Origin of the sequence: Polaromonas glacialis (genome assembly GCF_000709345.1) — a bacterium.
Lineage (GTDB): Bacteria > Pseudomonadota > Gammaproteobacteria > Burkholderiales > Burkholderiaceae_C > Polaromonas > Polaromonas glacialis.
Map to the genome: position 1 here is coordinate 1,370,395 of NZ_KL448323.1, position 16,006 is coordinate 1,386,400.

The window sequence follows — 16,006 nt, forward strand, 5'->3', positions numbered from 1 at the left end:
GTGGCCGTTTTTAACGCGACCCGGAATAAGGCTGGAGCGACGCCGGCTTGCTGATGATGGTGACATGGGGAGGCTTCAGACCACAGGCGCTGTTCATGGCCGCGCGCCTGGCCTGCAGATCGGTGCGGCGAGGGTCCGCGAAGCGCGCAGCCTCCAACTCCTGCCGGGCCTTGCGGCAGTTGAGGCTTTCAACCTTTTCGGCCGGCCGGCCCGAGCAGGGCTGTTCAGAGAATTCGGGGCGGCCTTGCGCGCTCATGCAGGTGTAGTACGTCTGCGCGTGGCCAGCATGCGTCATCGTCCAGAAAACGATGACGGCCACAACGCTGCGCAAGGCGATGCCTCGCATCACGACTCCACCACCGTGCCAAGCCCTGTCAGGAAGGCCGCCTTCACCGTGGCGCCCGGATAGATTCGCTGCACGGCGGCTCGGTAGACCCGCATCTTCACGATCAGCTCGGGTTGCAGTTCGGGCTCCGGCGCCGACTTGTAATCGAGCACCCACCACTGGCCTTCATGGCCGGCGTCCTTGCGCCGGACCAGCCGGTCGAGACGCAAGGCCTGGCCCTGGAACACCAGGTCCACTTCATTGCCCTGCCAGGCCAGCACGTCGTCGCGCCAGGCCCAGGCACCGTCGCCCTGGATGATGCGCTGGGCCAGCACGGACGCCTGGGCCGCCTGCGCCGGACTGAGCCGGAACTCGCGCGCGACCGCGCCGACATGCTCGGCCGACGACGGACCGCCCCATTCGAGCAGGCGGTGCATGGCCTTGCCGATGCGGGCGTTGGCCGGGTCTTCGTCCGCCGGTTCCTCCGAAGGCGGTTTGGGCGGCCGGGTGTCGGGCAGGGCCGCGAGCTCGGCCAGGTAAAACACGCCGGGAGCGTCCGGGCTGTCGGGCATGCCGCCGGCGCTCGGCGCCGCCAGCGGCGGCAGCAGGCCCTGCATGCGCTGCCACCAGCTGTCGGTGGTCGCGCGGTGCGGCTCGATTGACGAGATCGCCAGCGTGTGCCGGGCGCGCGTCATGGCGACATACAGGGCATTGAGTTCCTCGCGCTTGCGGGCCGCCTGCTCGGCGGCCAGCGCTTCCTGCGCGCAGGCCGGCGGCTTGCCTTCGCTGACCAGGAACACCAGCTTGCGCGGCTCGGTGGCTTCGCCGGGCCAGTCGATCAGCACGCCCATGCTGTCGGCATTGCGCTCTACCGTGTCGGTGTCCAGCAGCAGCACCGCTTCGGCTTCCAGGCCCTTGGCGCCGTGGATCGTCAGCAGCCGAACCGCCCCGTCGCTGGCCGCCACCGGTGCCAGCAGGCCGCCGGCCTTGAGCGCGCGCACCAGGCCGTAGGGCGTGGCATAGCGCCCGCCATCTCGCCCCAGCGCCACGCCGAGCAGCGCGCGCAGGTTGGCCAGCACCGCCAGGCGCCGGGTGGCGGGCGCAGCGGCCGCAAAGCGCGCCAGCACATCGCCATCGTCGTAGATGCCCTGCAGCGCGTCGTGCGGCGGCAGGCTGTCGAGCCAGCCTTTCCATCGGCTCAATATGACCGCCAGCCCTTGCAGCTCTAACGCTAGCAGCTCTGTTTTTTGTAGCAGCTCGTACCACGGCAACTTGTGCTCGCGTTGCAGCAGCGCGATCTGCACCAGGCTGGCATCGGCCAGGCCGAACAGTGGCGAGCGCAAGGCGCGCGCCAGCGACAAGTCGTTGTGCGGCGACACCAGCACGTCGAGCAGCGCCACCATGTCGTGTACTTCGCAGCAGTCGATCAGGTCGGTTTTCTCGCCGATCTGCGCCGGGATGTGCAGCGCGCGCAAGGCTTCCTGCACCGGCAGCAGGCCGGCCCGCTTGCGCGACAGCACCATCACATCGGACGGCGCCAGGCCCCCGGCGATCTGTTGCGAAATCCAGGCGGCAGCCTGGCGCGCCTCCAGCGTTCGCAGCGTTTCCTCGGGCAGTTCGCGCGGCGTGCTCAGGCTGTCGCGCCAGCCGGCTTGCACCTGCGCATCGGCATCGGCCTTCATGCGGGGAATCGCCGGCAGGCAGCCGGTGGCGCCGGCCATGCTTGAGTCGGTGCTGTGGTCACGAAAACCGTCGTAGCCATCGACCTCGCGGGCATGGCTCATGACGGCGTTCACCGTGCCAATGACAGCCAGCGCATTGCGCCGGGTGTGGTCGCAGCTGAGCAAATCGCCGCCCAGCCCCTCGATCACGAAGGCCTGCGCAGCGCGGAACACTTGCGGCTCGGCGCGGCGGAAGCGGTAGATGCTCTGCTTGGGGTCGCCGACCAGGAACACGCTGGGCGCCGCGCCCGCGCCGCCGTAGCCGCTGAGCCAGCTTGAGAGCGCCTGCCACTGCAGCGGGTTGGTGTCCTGGAACTCGTCGATCATCAGGTGCTTGATGCGCGCGTCCAGCCGCTCCTGCACCCAGCCGGCCAGCACCGGGTCGCTGAGCAGGATAAGCGCGGCGCGCTCGACATCGTTCATGTCCACCCAGCCATGCTCGCGCTTGAGCTGGGTGTACTGGACAATCAAGAGCCGGCTCAGCCGGGCCATGCGCTGCTGGTGCAACCACGCCTCGTGCTGCTGGCAGGCGGCCTGAACCCGCAGCACCAGGTCCTGCGCCTGGCGCACGGTGGCTATGCCGTTGATTTTTTCGCCGAACTTGCGCGGCGTTCCCTTGTCGGTCAGAAGCGCGCCGAAGATGCCGGGCAGGTCCAGCGCGCTCAAGGCCTGCTCCAGTTCGGCGCCCTTGGCTGAAAACGACGGCGCGCTGGCGCGGCCCAGCGCCGTGGCCGCCTGGACCAGCAAGGCGTGGCCAGCGCCGGCAGGCGCCAGGCAGTCCTGCGGCGCGGCCAGTTCGGCGAACTCCGGAAACTGCGCCGCGAAAGGCTGGACCGACGCATCGACCACGCCTTTTTCATCGGCCAGCACAAACTCGGTCCGCTTGTCGAGCGCGGCCTGCAGCGCCTTGTCGGCCTGGAAGCGGCCGTGGCCCAGCACCAGCGCCTCGAAGTCGGCCTGCAGCGCCGGCTCGGCGGCCAGCGCCGCATAAAAGCGCCGCCACACCAGCGCCCGGGCCGGCGCATCGTCTTCCAGCAGCTGGTAGCTTACCGGCATGCCAAGGCGGTGCAGCACCGCCACCGGCGCGCTGCGCAGCAAGGCAGCAAACCAGCCGTGAAAGGTGCGTATCTGCACCGAGCGGCCGCCGGCCAGCATGGAGCGGTACAGATTTGACAGCTGCCAGCGCATGTCGGCATTGGACTGCGGGCTCTTTTGGCTTGAAACGCCGCGCATGACCAGTTCCTGGCGCAGGGTTTCGTCGTCGGCATGGGTGAACTTTTGCAGCCATTCAACAAGCCGCTCGCGCATCTCGCCGGCGGCCTTCTTGGTGAAGGTGATGGCCAGGATCTCATGCGGCCGGACCGCCTCGCGCGGACTGCCATCGGCAGGGTCGGGTGCATTGGCGCCGTCGAGCAGCGCCCGCACGATGCGCGAGACCAGCATCCAGGTCTTGCCCGCGCCAGCGCAGGCCTCGACCGCCACGCTGCGGCGCGGATCGCAGGCGATGGCGTAGAAGGCGTCGGCGGAAACGGGCTTGCCGTTGCATTCGTAGGCTGCGGTCATGGTCGGTAAGTATTCATTATTTCGATGTTCAAGAAGAGGATTTGTCCCATTCCCTGCCCGTGCAAGCACCGGCTGCGAAAGGGGCTCGGCCAGGCAACAGGCGAGTCAGCCCCCTCGGGGAAGCGAACCCCATGCAGCGAGGAGAGCCGGAGCCATCCCCGCCCGTGCAAGCACCGGCCGCGGAACTGGCTCTGCCAGGCCGCTGGCGGGCCAGCCCCCTCGGGGGGCAGCGAACCACACGCAGTGGGGAGCGTGGGGGCACTATTCACTCCAGAAGTCTTTTCGGCACAAACCGCGCGCGGCGCAATAGGCGCAGCCCTTGCCTTCGCCGAGCGCGGGCAGCGGCGCGCCCTGCGCGATGCGCGACATGTCCAGCAGGATGCCGTCGATCAGCGCATCGCGCAGTTCCACGATGCCGGGCTGGTCGTAGGTGCGGGTCGGCTCCTTTTCGCCCAGGTTGACATAGGCCGCCGCCAGCGTGTCGTCGGCGCTCAAGGCCGCATAGAAGGCCAGCTGGGTGTCCTCCAGGCCGTTTTTGATGCGCTCGGCAGTGGTGGCGCGCGGCTCGGTCTTGTAGTCGATCAGCAGCAGTTCGCCGCCCGCCTGCCGGTCGATGCGGTCGATCTGGCCGATCAGCGTCAGGTCACCCAAGGGCATCTCACGCCACTGCTCGGCGCTGTCGAACCAGGCGCCGCTGGCCTCGTGCGCGGCCAGCCAGGCCAGGTAGCCGTCGCGCACCGGCCCCCAGGCGGCGGCGAACGGCAGGAATTCGCTGCTGCTCAGGCCGAGCTTTTTCGTGGCCTGCTCGGCCGCTACATTAATCATAGCTATGCGTGTAGGCTGGTCCTGCGCAGGATCCTCTTTTAATGCTTCATGAAAGGTGCAGAGCAGGCTGTGCAGCCAGTTGCCAAAATCGCGCTTGCCGAGTTCGCTTTCCAGCTCGTCCGATTCGTGCAGGCCCAGCTGGCGCAGCGCAAAAAAACGGTAGGGGCAGGCGCGCAGGTCGCCATAGCTGCTGGCCGACAGCCGCGTGACAGGCAGCGCCTCGCCGCTGGGCTGCGGCCGGGGCGTCGGGCAGTCCGCCACGGCGCGCAGGCTGCGCGGGTCGTCCGCCAGGTCCGACGAAAGGGAGCGGCCGAGCAGCAATTCCTGCACGAAACCACTGGGCATCAGGTGCTCGCCGGCCTCGCTGCGGCGCCACAGCAGGTCCACATGCGGCAGCTGCAGGGCATAGGCCCAGGCACGCCGCGACACCCGGGCCAGCGCCTCGCGGGATGGCAGTCCAAGAAGCTCGCGCTGGCTCGGCGTCCACTGGCCCGGCGGGTCGGGCGACACCGGCAGGCGGATCTCGTCGCAGCCGGGCAGCACGACGGCCTGCATCCCCCGGCCCAGCAGTTGCGCCAGCGGCAGAATCACGACCTGCTCGTCCACCGGATGCACGGGAGAAAAGGTTTGCCCTTCCAGCGCCTGGTTGACCCAGCTGGTGAATTCCCTGAGCTTCATGACCGGGGCGCCGGCAAACTCGCTGTCGGCGCCTTCGTGCAGGCGAAGCGTCTCCAGCACCCGCTGGCCGGCCTCGTCGCGCGCAAGCCCTTCCCACTGGCCGGCCGATTGCAGGGCGGTTCGCAGGTCGCGCAGCCAGGCAGCCAGCAGGCGCGGGCGAACCAGACCATCGCGCAGCCGGTTCACCTGCAGCGCCAGCAGCTGGGCGGCGGCCAGCGACCCCAGCGGCGCCGCCGGCAGGTCGCGCCACGCCCGCATGCCGAACCTGCGCAGCTCGGCTTCAGCTTTCGTGACGGTGGCGGCGGCAAAGGCCGGCGAATGTTTCAGCCAGTCAAGCACGGCATCGGTGGACGCATCCCAGGGCAAGGCGCGCAGCAGGCTCATCAGGCTGGCCGCCGCGCGCGAGGTGGACAGCTTCCAGCCGGTTTCATCGCGCATGGGAATGCCGCGCTCGGCCAGCATTGCGGCCACGCGGCGGGTCAGCTGGCGGTCCTGCGCGATCAGCGCCACCGGGCTGCGGCCTTGCGCCAGGTGCGCCAGCACGCAGGCCGTGGCGCGGCCGGCCTCGTCTTCGGCGTCGAGCGCGGCATGCAGCGACGGCAGCAGCGCATCGGGCGAATCCGCTTCGTCCTCGGGCAGGCACAGCGCAATCGACAACGCCCGCTCGCCCAGATGCAGCCTTAGTGCCTCGGTCACCGGCTCGGCCTGGAAACCCTCGACGACCACCAGCAGCGCCGGCTCGGCCTGGAACAGCCGGTCCGATGCGTAGCCCGAGGCCGCCACCCAGGCCAGCGCAATGCGCCCGACGGCCGCTTCCAGCGCCAGCACCGGCGAGTCCAGGCCGACGCCCAGCGCCTCGGCCACCGACTCGCTCCAGGCCTGGCGTTCGGCGGGCAGCACGCTGGCGGCCACGCGGGCCAGGCTCCAGGCGGCCTCGACCAGCCGGCCAGCCAGTGCATCCTGCTGCGCGGCCAAGCCGGCCTGGCCGAGCAGCGACGCGGCGGTCAGCATGTCCACCGACACATCCATTCGCAGATCGACGCCCGAAGGCGTGAACATGCCCAGCGTGCCGCCCAGGCCGGTGGCCCAGTTCATTGTGGTTTCAAAGCGCGGCACGAAAAAGGTGCCGCCGGCGTTCTCGGCCCAGGTCTGGCGGGCCTGCTGGATCAACTGGGCGTAAGGCAGCAGCACGACCACCTCGGAAGGATGAAGGCCGCGCGACGCAATGGTCTCGGCCAGCCGCTGAATGGCCTGGTGCCAGCAGCGGGCGGAAAGGGAAGGTGAAATGGTCATGGAGGGGAAAAACGAAGTTTTTTCAATCGACAAAAGAGAAGAAGGCGCCCCGCAGCAGCGGGCTATCGACGCGATAGCGGCCGGCCAGCGCCCGTGGCCCTTGTTTCTGCCACAATAAACGCGACATTTATCACTCTTTCCTATCGTAACCAGACCCAAGGAGCCGTCATGGCCAATGAACTGATCAAACATACCACCGATGCCACCTTTGACGCCGACGTGCTCAAGTCCACCACCCCCGTGCTGGTCGATTACTGGGCCGAATGGTGCGGCCCCTGCAAGATGATTGCGCCGATCCTTGACGACGTGGCCACGGGTTACGAAGGCAAGCTGAAGATTGCCAAGATGAACGTGGACGAGAACCGCGAGATTCCCGCCAAGTTCGGCATTCGCGGCATCCCGACACTGATGCTGTTCAAGGACGGCGAACTGGCCGCCACCAAGGTCGGCGCGCTGAGCAAGTCGCAGCTGACCGCCTTCATCGACCAGCAGCTGGCCTGACGTCCAGGCAGCCGGAAAAAGCCCTGGCGGCTTCTTCCGGCTGTTTTTATTTCTCCTTTCCTTTTTACATTCCCCAACCTCCGTTCCCTGCTGACGCCCCTGGCAAACCCCAGCGTCAGCGCCTTGATTTCCTGTCATAATTAACCTTATTCACCCGCCGGCTGCTGCCGGCAGGTTCGAGTTCCCGGTTTGTCAGCCCTCTAATCCAGAGCGGCTTCTTTTCAAACCTCCCCCCGTTTTTTCTAAATCAACTCCGCGAGGAGTCATCCCATGCACTTAAACGAACTCAAGGCGCTGCACGTGTCTGAAGTCCTCAAGCAGGCGGAAGCCCTTGAGATCGAAAACGTCGGCCGCATGCGCAAGCAGGAATTGATGTTCGCCATCATCAAGAAACGCGCCAAGACGGGCGAAACCATCGTCGCCGATGGCGTGCTGGAAGTGCTGCCTGACGGCTTCGGCTTTCTGCGCGCGCCCGATTCGAGCTACACCGCTTCTACCGACGACATCTATATCAGCCCGAGCCAGATCCGCCGCTTCAACCTGCACACCGGCGACATGATCGAAGGCGAAGTGCGCACGCCCAAGGACGGCGAGCGCTACTTTGCGCTGAACAAGCTCGACAAGATCAACGACGGCCCGCCCGAGGACAACAAGCACAAGGTCATGTTCGAGAACCTGACGCCGCTGTTCCCGCGCGAGCAGTTCAAGCTGGAACGCGACATCAAGGCCGAGGAAAACCTGACCAGCCGGATCATCGACATCATCGCGCCCATCGGTAAGGGCCAGCGCGCCCTGCTGGTGGCGCCGCCCAAGTCCGGCAAGACGGTGATGATGCAGAACATCGCGCATGCCATCGTCGCCAACTACCCCGAAGTGGTCATGATGGTGCTGCTGGTCGATGAGCGGCCCGAGGAAGTGACCGAGATGCAGCGCAGCGTGCGCGCCGAGGTGATTTCATCGACCTTCGACGAGCCCGCCGCGCGCCATGTGCATGTGGCCGAAATGGTGATCGAGCGCGCCAAGCGCCTGGTCGAGCTCGGCAAGGACGTGGTCATCCTGCTGGACTCCATCACCCGGCTGGCACGCGCCTACAACAACGTACTGCCCTCGTCGGGCAAGGTGCTGAGCGGCGGCGTCGATGCCAACGCATTGCAGCGCCCCAAGCGCTTCTTCGGCGCGGCCCGCAAGATCGAGGAAGGCGGCAGCCTGACCATCATCGGTACCGCGCTGATCGACACCGGCAGCCGCATGGACGAAGTGATCTTCGAGGAATTCAAGGGCACCGGCAACTGCGAAATCCACCTGGACCGCCGTCTGTATGAAAAGCGCGTGTTCCCGGCCATCAACCTCAATCGCAGCGGCACCCGCAAGGAAGAACTGCTGCTGGCGCCCGAAATCCTGCAGAAATCGCGAATCCTGCGCCAGTTCATGTACAACATGGACGAGATCGAATCGATGGAACTCATGCTGAAAAACATGAAGGCCACTAAAAACAACCACGAATTCTTCGACATGATGCGCCGGGGCGGCTGATTTCGACTTCCGCACACAGCCGCTTAGCGGAAGTGACTGCAGCCCACATGCCAGCCAGGGCCGCGGAACCGGCTTTGACGGGCCGCAGGCGCAGCGGCCCCCTCGGGGGGCAGCGAACCACACGAAGCGGGGAGCGTGGGGGTTATAATCTTTGGCTTCATGGAAAGTGCCTGGAACGGTTCCGGGTGGCTACCAAAACAATGAAAAAGGAAAAATCATGAAAACAGGAATTCACCCCAACTACCGCGAAGTTTGTTTCATGGACTTGTCCAACAACTTCAAGTTCGTGACCCGCTCGTGCGTGAACACCAAAGAAATGGTGAAGATGGAAGACGGCCGCGAACTGCCGCTGTACAAGCTGGACACGTCCAGCGAATCGCATCCGTTCTACACCGGCACGCAGAAATCCGTGGACAACATGGGTGGCCGCGTCGAGCGCTTCCGCAACCGCTTTGGCAAGACCGCCGCCAAGGATGCAGCGCCTGAAGCTGCTGCGGTAGCTGCCGAGTAAGCTGCACAAGCTTCTGCCCGCCAGCACAAAAAGCAGCCTGAAGTTCAGGCTGCTTTTTTTTCGGCTAAATTTCCTGCTTCCAGCGCATTTCACCCGGCCGAACCGGCCCTCTTCCATCGACAAGCTGCTTTGAACAAACCTTCTCCCGCCATCATTGCCCAGTCTGCCGTGCGGCGCCTGCCGCGCTGGGCGCTGCTGCTGTTCTGCGTGGCCTATATCCTGCCGGGCTTCCTGGGGCGCGGCCCCTGGAAAAACGAGGACATCGCCGCCTTTGGCGTGATGCGCGAACTCACCTCCTCCGCTGCCAACTGGCTGCAGCCCCAGTTGCTGGGCCAGGTCACCGGCTTCGATGCCTTGCTGCCCTACTGGCTGGGCGCACTGGCCATCAATCTGCTGACTTTTCTCGATCCCGCCATGGCGGTGCGCCTTCCCTACATGCTGCTGCTGGCGCTGACACTGCTGACCAGCTGGTATGCGGTGTATTACCTGGCCAGAAGCCCGCAGGCCCAGCCGGTGGCGTTTGCCTTTGGCGGCGAAGCCAACCCGGTGGACTATGCCCGGGCAATTGCCGACGGCGGCGTGCTGGCGCTGATCGCCAGCCTGGGACTGGCGCAGTTCTCGCACGAAACCACGCCGGCGCTGGCGCAACTGGGTTTTACGTCGCTGGCGTTTTACGCCATGGCCTCCAGCCCTTACCGCCTTGCCACGCAGGTTTCCGGTCCGGCGCTGGGACTGCTGGTCGGCCTCGCCGGCCTGGCCTTGAGCGGCGCGCCGACACTGGCGCTGCTGCTCGGCGTGGGCGGCACGCTGGTGGAATGGTCGCACGCGCGATGGAACCCATCATCCCCTCCGGACGCCGCCAGCCGCCAGCAGTCCTGGCATTGGGTATTGCTGATCGCCAGCATCACGCTGGCCGTAGCGCTATTGAGCTCGGGACTGGATTTGTGGCGCTGGCGGATCGAGCTGCCCGGCACCAACGATCAGCCCGCCTGGAGCGACTGGAAAAGCCTGGGGCGCCTGCTGCTGTGGTTCACCTGGCCGGCCTGGCCGCTGGCCCTGTGGACGCTGTGGCGCTGGCGCCGGCAACTCTCCAGTCGCCATGTGGCGCTGCCGATGTGGTTTTCCGGCATGGCCGTGGTGTCGGCGCTCACCACCGATGCCTCCGACCGCAGCCTGCTGCTGAGCCTGCCGCCGCTGGCGGCGCTGGCCGCCTTTGCCCTGCCGACGCTCAAGCGCAGCGTGGCATCGCTGATCGACTGGTTCACGCTGCTGTTTTTCACCACCTGCGCCATTGCCATCTGGGTGATCTGGATTGCCATGCAGACCGGCGTTCCCCGGCAGCCGGCGGCCAATGTCGCCAAGCTGGCGCCGGGCTTTGAGCCGAGTTTTTCGCTGCTGGCTTTTGCCAGCGCGGTAGCCGCCACGCTGGCCTGGGCCTGGCTGGTGCGCTGGCGCACTGGCGCGCATCGCTCGGCGATATGGAAATCGCTGGTGCTGCCTGCGGGCGGCGCCACGCTGTGCTGGCTGCTGCTGATGACGCTCTGGATGCCTTTGCTGGACTATGCGCGCAGCCTGGGGCCGCTGTCGCGCCAGGTGGCCAGCCTGGTCGACAAGAAAAACTGCGTTGAAATCTTCGGCGTCGGCAGCGCCCAGGCGGCGGCCCTGCAGTACCACGGCCAGCTTGAACTGCGCCAGGCAACGCCGCAGGCAAGCTGCCCTTACCTGGTGGTCGATGTCACGGCCCAGGCGCGCCTGGGCCGTGCGGTCAACCTGCCCGACTGGGCTTTCCTGGCGACGGTGCGCAAACCGACCGACAAGTCTGAAAACATGCTGGTGTACAAGCGGGTCAGTCTCGGCGCGGTGCCCGGACCGGCGGGCGCCACAGCGAGGCGGCGCTAGCCGCGCTGTCGGTCGGCTCGGCGCTTTACATCAGCGTGTATGTCGGCTTGATGGGTGTCGGCTTGATGGGTGTCGTGCAAGCGCTGCTGCCTATCTGGGCTGAAATGCTGGGCGCACGCCGTCATGCGGCCGTTGGTCCCTCATTGCGCCAAAGCCTGTACCTGTGTGTCCTGATCAGCCTTGCGGGCATGGCCGCCCTGCCATGGCGTCAGGGCTGCTGAGCTGGGTGGCGGCCGCCCAGGTCGCCGATGCCATGCGGGCGCTGTGCGCCTGCATGAACCCTGCCCCCTGATGGCGGTCGATCCGCAGTTCAGCCCCGTGCCGCTGCGTCACATGCCTGGCGATGGCCAGGCCGGTGCTGCCGGTACCACGCGAACGGCAGCGCTCCACCCGGCAAAACCGTTCGGTCAGCCGGGGCAGGATGCTCGACCAGGGTGTGACAAAGTTGTGATGGACCGGGCGCACCTGGCAACCAGTTCAAACGCTGAAAAATTTCATGGACACGTCAAATTTTTGTCATCAACCGGTCATGCAGTCCTCCTACGCTTGCAGCTGTCTTATTTATCCGCCGACCTTTTCCGCCCCCAGAGAATTCATATGTCCAGGCGTCATTTCGTGGTTGCCCTTGCCACCGCAGCTGTTGTTGCCGGCTGCGCTTGCGGCCAGCCTGCGGTTTCTGTCGCCGACACACTGACAGCGCAAGCGCGGTTGTCCACGCTGAACAGCTTGGCTGCCAGGGCCGGGCTGACCGGCACGTTCAAGGCAAGCGGCCTGTTCAGCATATTTGCGCCCACCCATGACACCTTTGCCAAGATGTCAGCCAAGACCACGGAAACGCTGGCCCGCCTGTTCGACGAGGCGCCTGTAGCGCTGAGCCTGGCCGGCTTGATTGCCGTCCGCTACACGTTTGAGGTGCTCAATGCGCTGGACGGCCGGCTGATTGGCTGACGACCTGATCCGCGCGCCCGTGGCCCGGCTGAAAGACACTTCCCCCGAATGCTATGCTGGCCTCCGAACAAAAAGCCTGAATATGCAAAACGGAACACTGCTTGCCGCTGTGGACTTGGGGTCCAACAGCTTTCGCCTTGAAATTGGCCGTCTTGACCACGGCCGCATTCATCGCATCGAATACCTCAAGGAAACCGTGCGCCAGGGCAACGGCCTGGACGCCGACCGCAACCTGTCGCAAGACGCCATGCAGCGCGGCTGGGACTGTTTGGCGCGCTTTGGCGAACGCCTGGCCGGTTTCGGCAAGGAGCAGGTGCGCGCCGTGGCCACGCAGACCCTGCGCGAAGCCGTCAACCGCGAGGACTTCATCAAGCGCGGCCAGCAACTGCTCGGTTTTCCGGTCGACGTGATTGCCGGGCGTGAGGAAGCCCGGCTGATCTACCAGGGCGTGGCCCATCTGCTGCCGCAGTCCGACGAGCGGCGCCTGGTGATCGACATTGGCGGGCGCTCGACCGAAATGGTCCTCGGGCGGGGCCTGGAAGCGCGCACGCTGGAGTCCTACCGCGTCGGCAGCGTCGCCTGGTCGATGCGCTACTTTCCCGAAGGGCAGTTCAGTGCGCGCGCTTTTGAGGTGGCTGAAATCGCCGCCAAGGCGGTGCTCGACGAAGCCATGGGCACCTACCGGCCGGACGCCTGGGACACGGCCTACGGCGCCTCGGGAACCATCGGCGCGGTCAGCGAGATACTGGCCGTGGCCGGCTGGCCGGCCGACGTGGTCACGCGCGAAGGGCTGGACTGGCTGCTGGATCGGCTGATCAAGGCGCAAAGCGCCGACCGGCTCAAGCTCGACGGCATCAAGGAAGACCGCCGGGCAGTGATTGGCGGCGGCGTCAGCGTGCTCCGGGCGGTGTTCAGCCTGCTGGACATCGAGCAGATGCACGCGGCGCAAGGCGCGTTGCGCCATGGCGTTCTGTACGACCTGGTGGACCGGGAGGAAGAGCTGACCGATGTGCGCGCCACCAGCGTGCAGCGGCTGGCGCACAACTTCAGCACCGACACCGTGCAGTCCGCGCGCCTTAGTAAGGTCGCGCTGCATCTGTTCAAGCTGGCCAGCGCCGGCATGCCTGAAGCCCAGGTGCAGCGCGCCCAGCGAAAGCTGGGCTGGGCGGCGCAGTTGCATGAAGTCGGCAGCCAGGTGTCGCACAACTATTACCACAAGCACGGCGCCTACATTCTGGACAATGCTGACGCGCCGGGCTTCGCGGTGCATGAAATGCACCACCTGAGCCTCTTGGTGCTCGGCCACCGGGGCAAGCTGCGCAAGCTCGAAGCCGATTTCGAAGACCGGGGGTTCGTCCAGCAACTGCTTTGCCTGCGCCTGGCCGTGATCCTGTGCCATGCGCGGCGCGACCCGGACCTCAAGGGCCTGCAGCTCAATTGGGAAGCCGAGCCCGGCCGGCGCTTCTGGCTGAGCTGCCGGCCCGGCTGGGCCGAAGCCTTCCCGCAGTCTGCCTGGCTACTGCAGGAAGAGGTGCTGGCCTGGCAAAAAACGCCGTGGACGCTGCAGGTTTCAACTTCCTGACTTGGCCGCGCCGGGAGCCGTTCCCGGCGGTTGAGGCCGTGGCGGGACGCGGTTAAAGAAAGTCAGGCGACTGGACGGTCACCACGACCGCCTGCACCTGGCCGTCGCGTTCCCGGGTGCGCAGCCACCACAGCGCGCCCTTCTTGATGGCGCAATCGGTTTCGACCAGGCGCAGCAGCTGCGCCAGGGTCTTGCCCAGCGTGGGCTGGTGGCCAATCACCACCACCGGTGTCTTGCTCAGGGGCCATTGCACCAGCTCCAGCAGCTCGGCGGGCATGGCGCCTGGCGCCAGTTCCAGCCGTGTCTTGAACTTGCGCCCCAGCGCCAGCGCGGTCTGCTCGCAGCGCCGCGCCGGACTCACCAGGATGCGCGCGCTGCCAGGCAGTTGCCGGTCCAGCCATTCGGCCATGCGGGCGGCCTGCTTGTCGCCGCGAGCGGTCAGCTTGCGCTCCAGGTCGCTGCGCGCATCGGCCGTGCCTTCGGGCAACTCTTCTGCTTCGGCATGACGCCACAAGATCAGGTCCATGGTTGACTCTACCTTTCGCGGGGTTTCAGGGCCGAATAGCGCGCCATCAGCGCCGATTGCGCGCCGTGGCGCTTTTCAGGGTCTGCCGGATTCACCAGCACATACGTGCCGTCGGGCTGCAAATCCCAGGCATCGCGGCCGTCGTGCAGGTAGGCCACCAGGCATTCGTCGATGAGGCGCTGACGAATCACCGGGTCATTTACCGGCCAGGCCAGCTCGACCCGGCGCAGCATGTTGCGATTCATCCAGTCGGCGCTCGACAGCAACAAGGTTTCGTCGTCGCCGCAGCGAAAGTAAAACACCCTTGTATGCTCCAGGAAGCGGCCGATCACCGAGCGCACCCGGATGTTGTCGGTCACGCCCTTGACCTGCGCCGGCAGCATGCAGGCGCCGCGAACGATCAGGTCGATCTTCACGCCGCACTGCCCGGCCTTGACCAGCGCGCGCATCAGGTCCTCGTCGGTCAGCGCATTGGTCTTGACGACGATGCGGGTGTCCTTGCCGGCCTGCGCGGCCTGGGCCAGCGCGGCGACCTTGTCCAGCAGCCTGCGCTGCAGCTGGAACGGCGCCAGCAGCAGGTGGTGCAGCTTGGGCAGGCGGCTGTGGCTCGCCAGGTGGACGAACACATGGTCGATGTCAGCGGTCAGCAGCGGGTCGGCCGTGAGGTAGCTGACGTCGGTGTACAGACGCGCCGTGCCGGGGTTGTAGTTGCCGGTGGACAGGTGGGCATAGCGCACCAGGCGCCGGCCTTCGCGCCGGGTGACCAGCAGCATCTTGGCGTGGGTCTTCAGCCCCATCACGCCGTAGACAACCTGCGCGCCGATGGATTCGAGCATCTCGGCCCAGTTGATGTTGGCCTCTTCGTCGAAGCGCGCCTTCAGCTCGACCACCACCATGACCTCCTTGCCGCGCCGCACCGCTTCGCGCAGCAGCAGCATCAGCTCGGAATCGGGACCGGTGCGGTAGATCGTCTGCCGGATCGCCAGCACCGAGGGGTCGTTGACCGCCTCGCGCAAGAAGGCCAGCACGCCGTCGAAGCTTTCGAAAGGCTGGTGGATCGACACGTCGCCCTGGCGAAGCCGCTCGAAAAACGACTGGCCCGGTACCAGCTGCCTGGGGTAGCAGGCCCTGTAGGGCGGGAACAGCAGCTTCGGGTCGTTCACAAGGTCAACCAGCTGCGTCAGCCGCACCAGGTTGACCGGGCCTTGCACGCGGTAGAGCGCCTGCGCCGGCAGGTTGAACTGCCTGAGCAAAAAGCCAAAGAGGAATTCCGAGCAGCCGGCCGACACTTCAAGCCGGACTGCCTGCCCGTAGTGGCGCTGCTCCAGCCCCAGGCGCAGCGCGGTGCGCAGGTTTTTCACATCGTCCTCATCGACTTCCAGGTCGGAATGGCGCGTGACGCGGAACTGCGAGAACTCGCCGACCTTGCGGCCGGGAAACAGATCGGCCAGATGTGCGCGGATCACGCTGGACAGCGACAAAAACAGCTTGTTGCCCTTTTCAGCCCCCCGGCTCGGCATGTGGATCAGGCGCGGCAGCACGCGCGGCACCTTGACGATGGCGATTTCATTCTCGCGGCCAAAGGCGTCGCGCCCGCCCAGCCGCACGATGAAGTTCAGCGACTTGTTGGCCACCTGCGGAAACGGGTGCGACGGGTCGAGTCCGACCGGCACCAGCAGCGGCCGCACCGCGCGTTCGAAGTAGGACTTGACCCAGCGCCGCTGCACCGCATTGCGCTCGCCATGCGAGACGATGCGGATGCCGTGCCTGGCAAAGGCCGGCAGCAGCTCGTCGTTGTACAGCGCGTACTGGCGCGCGACCATGTCATGCGCCATGCCGGACAGCATCTTGAACGACGCGACCGAGTAAGTGCCTTTCAGCTCGTTGTTCAGCGCGGCGGTCAGGTGCGACACCGCCCGCACTTCAAAAAACTCGTCCAGGTTGGACGACACGATGCACAAAAAACGCAGGCGTTCGAGCAGCGGCACGTCGGTACGGCGCGCCCAGTCCAGCACCCGCTCATTGAAGGCGAGGATGCTGTGGTCGCGGTCAAGAAACTTGATGGGCACAGCGACGGGGACCGATGCGGGAAGTAACAAGA

The 16,006-nt window shown here is 66.1% G+C and carries 12 protein-coding genes and 1 pseudogene; 7 read left to right on the forward strand and 6 right to left on the reverse strand.

The window, feature by feature from the left end; genetic code table 11:
• Positions 1–10: 10 nt before the first annotated feature.
• From EC86_RS0106940 to EC86_RS0106950, 3 genes are all read right to left on the reverse strand, one after another.
• Positions 11–346, reverse strand: a complete 336-nt coding sequence (locus tag EC86_RS0106940; protein WP_029524943.1) for a DUF4124 domain-containing protein — start codon at positions 344–346, stop codon at positions 11–13.
• On the reverse strand, positions 346–3,609 hold the full coding sequence (locus EC86_RS0106945) for a UvrD-helicase domain-containing protein (RefSeq protein ID WP_029524944.1): 3,264 nt from the start codon (positions 3,607–3,609) through the stop codon (positions 346–348). Before EC86_RS0106945 ends, EC86_RS0106940 begins: the two co-directional genes overlap by 1 nt.
• A gap of 261 nt (positions 3,610–3,870) precedes the next feature.
• A complete protein-coding gene (locus EC86_RS0106950) occupies positions 3,871–6,405 on the reverse strand; it encodes a PD-(D/E)XK nuclease family protein (protein WP_029524945.1) in 2,535 nt (844 codons plus the stop codon).
• Positions 6,406–6,573: 168 nt separating this feature from the next.
• Here EC86_RS0106950 and trxA point away from each other — a divergent pair, with 168 nt between their 5' ends.
• The 5 genes and pseudogenes from trxA to EC86_RS28645 all read left to right on the forward strand — a co-directional run.
• Entirely contained in the window at positions 6,574–6,906 is a 333-nt protein-coding gene (gene trxA / locus EC86_RS0106955; RefSeq protein WP_029524946.1) for a thioredoxin TrxA, read from the forward strand.
• A 270-nt stretch (positions 6,907–7,176) separates the two neighbouring features.
• Positions 7,177–8,439 (forward strand): transcription termination factor Rho, encoded by a 1,263-nt coding sequence (gene rho / locus EC86_RS0106960; RefSeq protein ID WP_029524947.1) that lies wholly within the window; start codon positions 7,177–7,179, stop codon positions 8,437–8,439.
• A 217-nt stretch (positions 8,440–8,656) separates the two neighbouring features.
• Positions 8,657–8,950 (forward strand): type B 50S ribosomal protein L31, encoded by a 294-nt coding sequence (locus EC86_RS0106965; protein WP_036772877.1) that lies wholly within the window; start codon positions 8,657–8,659, stop codon positions 8,948–8,950.
• 129 nt (positions 8,951–9,079) lie between these two features.
• Positions 9,080–10,849 (forward strand): hypothetical protein, encoded by a 1,770-nt coding sequence (locus tag EC86_RS0106970; protein WP_051675772.1) that lies wholly within the window; start codon positions 9,080–9,082, stop codon positions 10,847–10,849.
• Positions 10,825–11,049 (forward strand): annotated as a pseudogene (locus tag EC86_RS28645) (MATE family efflux transporter); the annotation flags it as partial. The gene EC86_RS0106970 and the pseudogene EC86_RS28645, both read left to right, overlap by 25 nt.
• Here the strand turns inward: EC86_RS28645 and EC86_RS30480 are convergent.
• On the reverse strand, positions 11,024–11,314 hold the full coding sequence (locus EC86_RS30480; RefSeq protein ID WP_029524950.1) for an ATP-binding protein: 291 nt from the start codon (positions 11,312–11,314) through the stop codon (positions 11,024–11,026). The pseudogene EC86_RS28645 and the gene EC86_RS30480 sit on opposite strands and share 26 nt — an antisense overlap.
• Before the next feature lie 132 nt (positions 11,315–11,446).
• Here EC86_RS30480 and EC86_RS0106980 point away from each other — a divergent pair, with 132 nt between their 5' ends.
• Together EC86_RS0106980 and EC86_RS0106985 are read left to right on the forward strand one after the other, a co-directional pair.
• A complete protein-coding gene (locus EC86_RS0106980; protein ID WP_051675773.1) occupies positions 11,447–11,797 on the forward strand; it encodes a fasciclin domain-containing protein in 351 nt (116 codons plus the stop codon).
• A gap of 82 nt (positions 11,798–11,879) precedes the next feature.
• Complete coding sequence (locus EC86_RS0106985) at positions 11,880–13,379, forward strand: Ppx/GppA phosphatase family protein (protein ID WP_029524952.1); 1,500 nt, start codon at positions 11,880–11,882, stop codon at positions 13,377–13,379.
• 52 nt (positions 13,380–13,431) lie between these two features.
• On the opposite strand, the gene EC86_RS0106990 is transcribed toward EC86_RS0106985, so the two are convergent.
• Together EC86_RS0106990 and ppk1 are read right to left on the reverse strand one after the other, a co-directional pair.
• On the reverse strand, positions 13,432–13,905 hold the full coding sequence (locus tag EC86_RS0106990; protein WP_029524953.1) for a SixA phosphatase family protein: 474 nt from the start codon (positions 13,903–13,905) through the stop codon (positions 13,432–13,434).
• 8 nt (positions 13,906–13,913) lie between these two features.
• Positions 13,914–16,004 carry a polyphosphate kinase 1 gene (ppk1, locus tag EC86_RS0106995; RefSeq protein ID WP_029524954.1) on the reverse strand — a complete coding sequence of 697 codons (2,091 nt, stop codon included), beginning with the start codon at positions 16,002–16,004 and terminating at the stop codon, positions 13,914–13,916.
• Between the last annotated feature and the right edge of the window lie 2 nt (positions 16,005–16,006).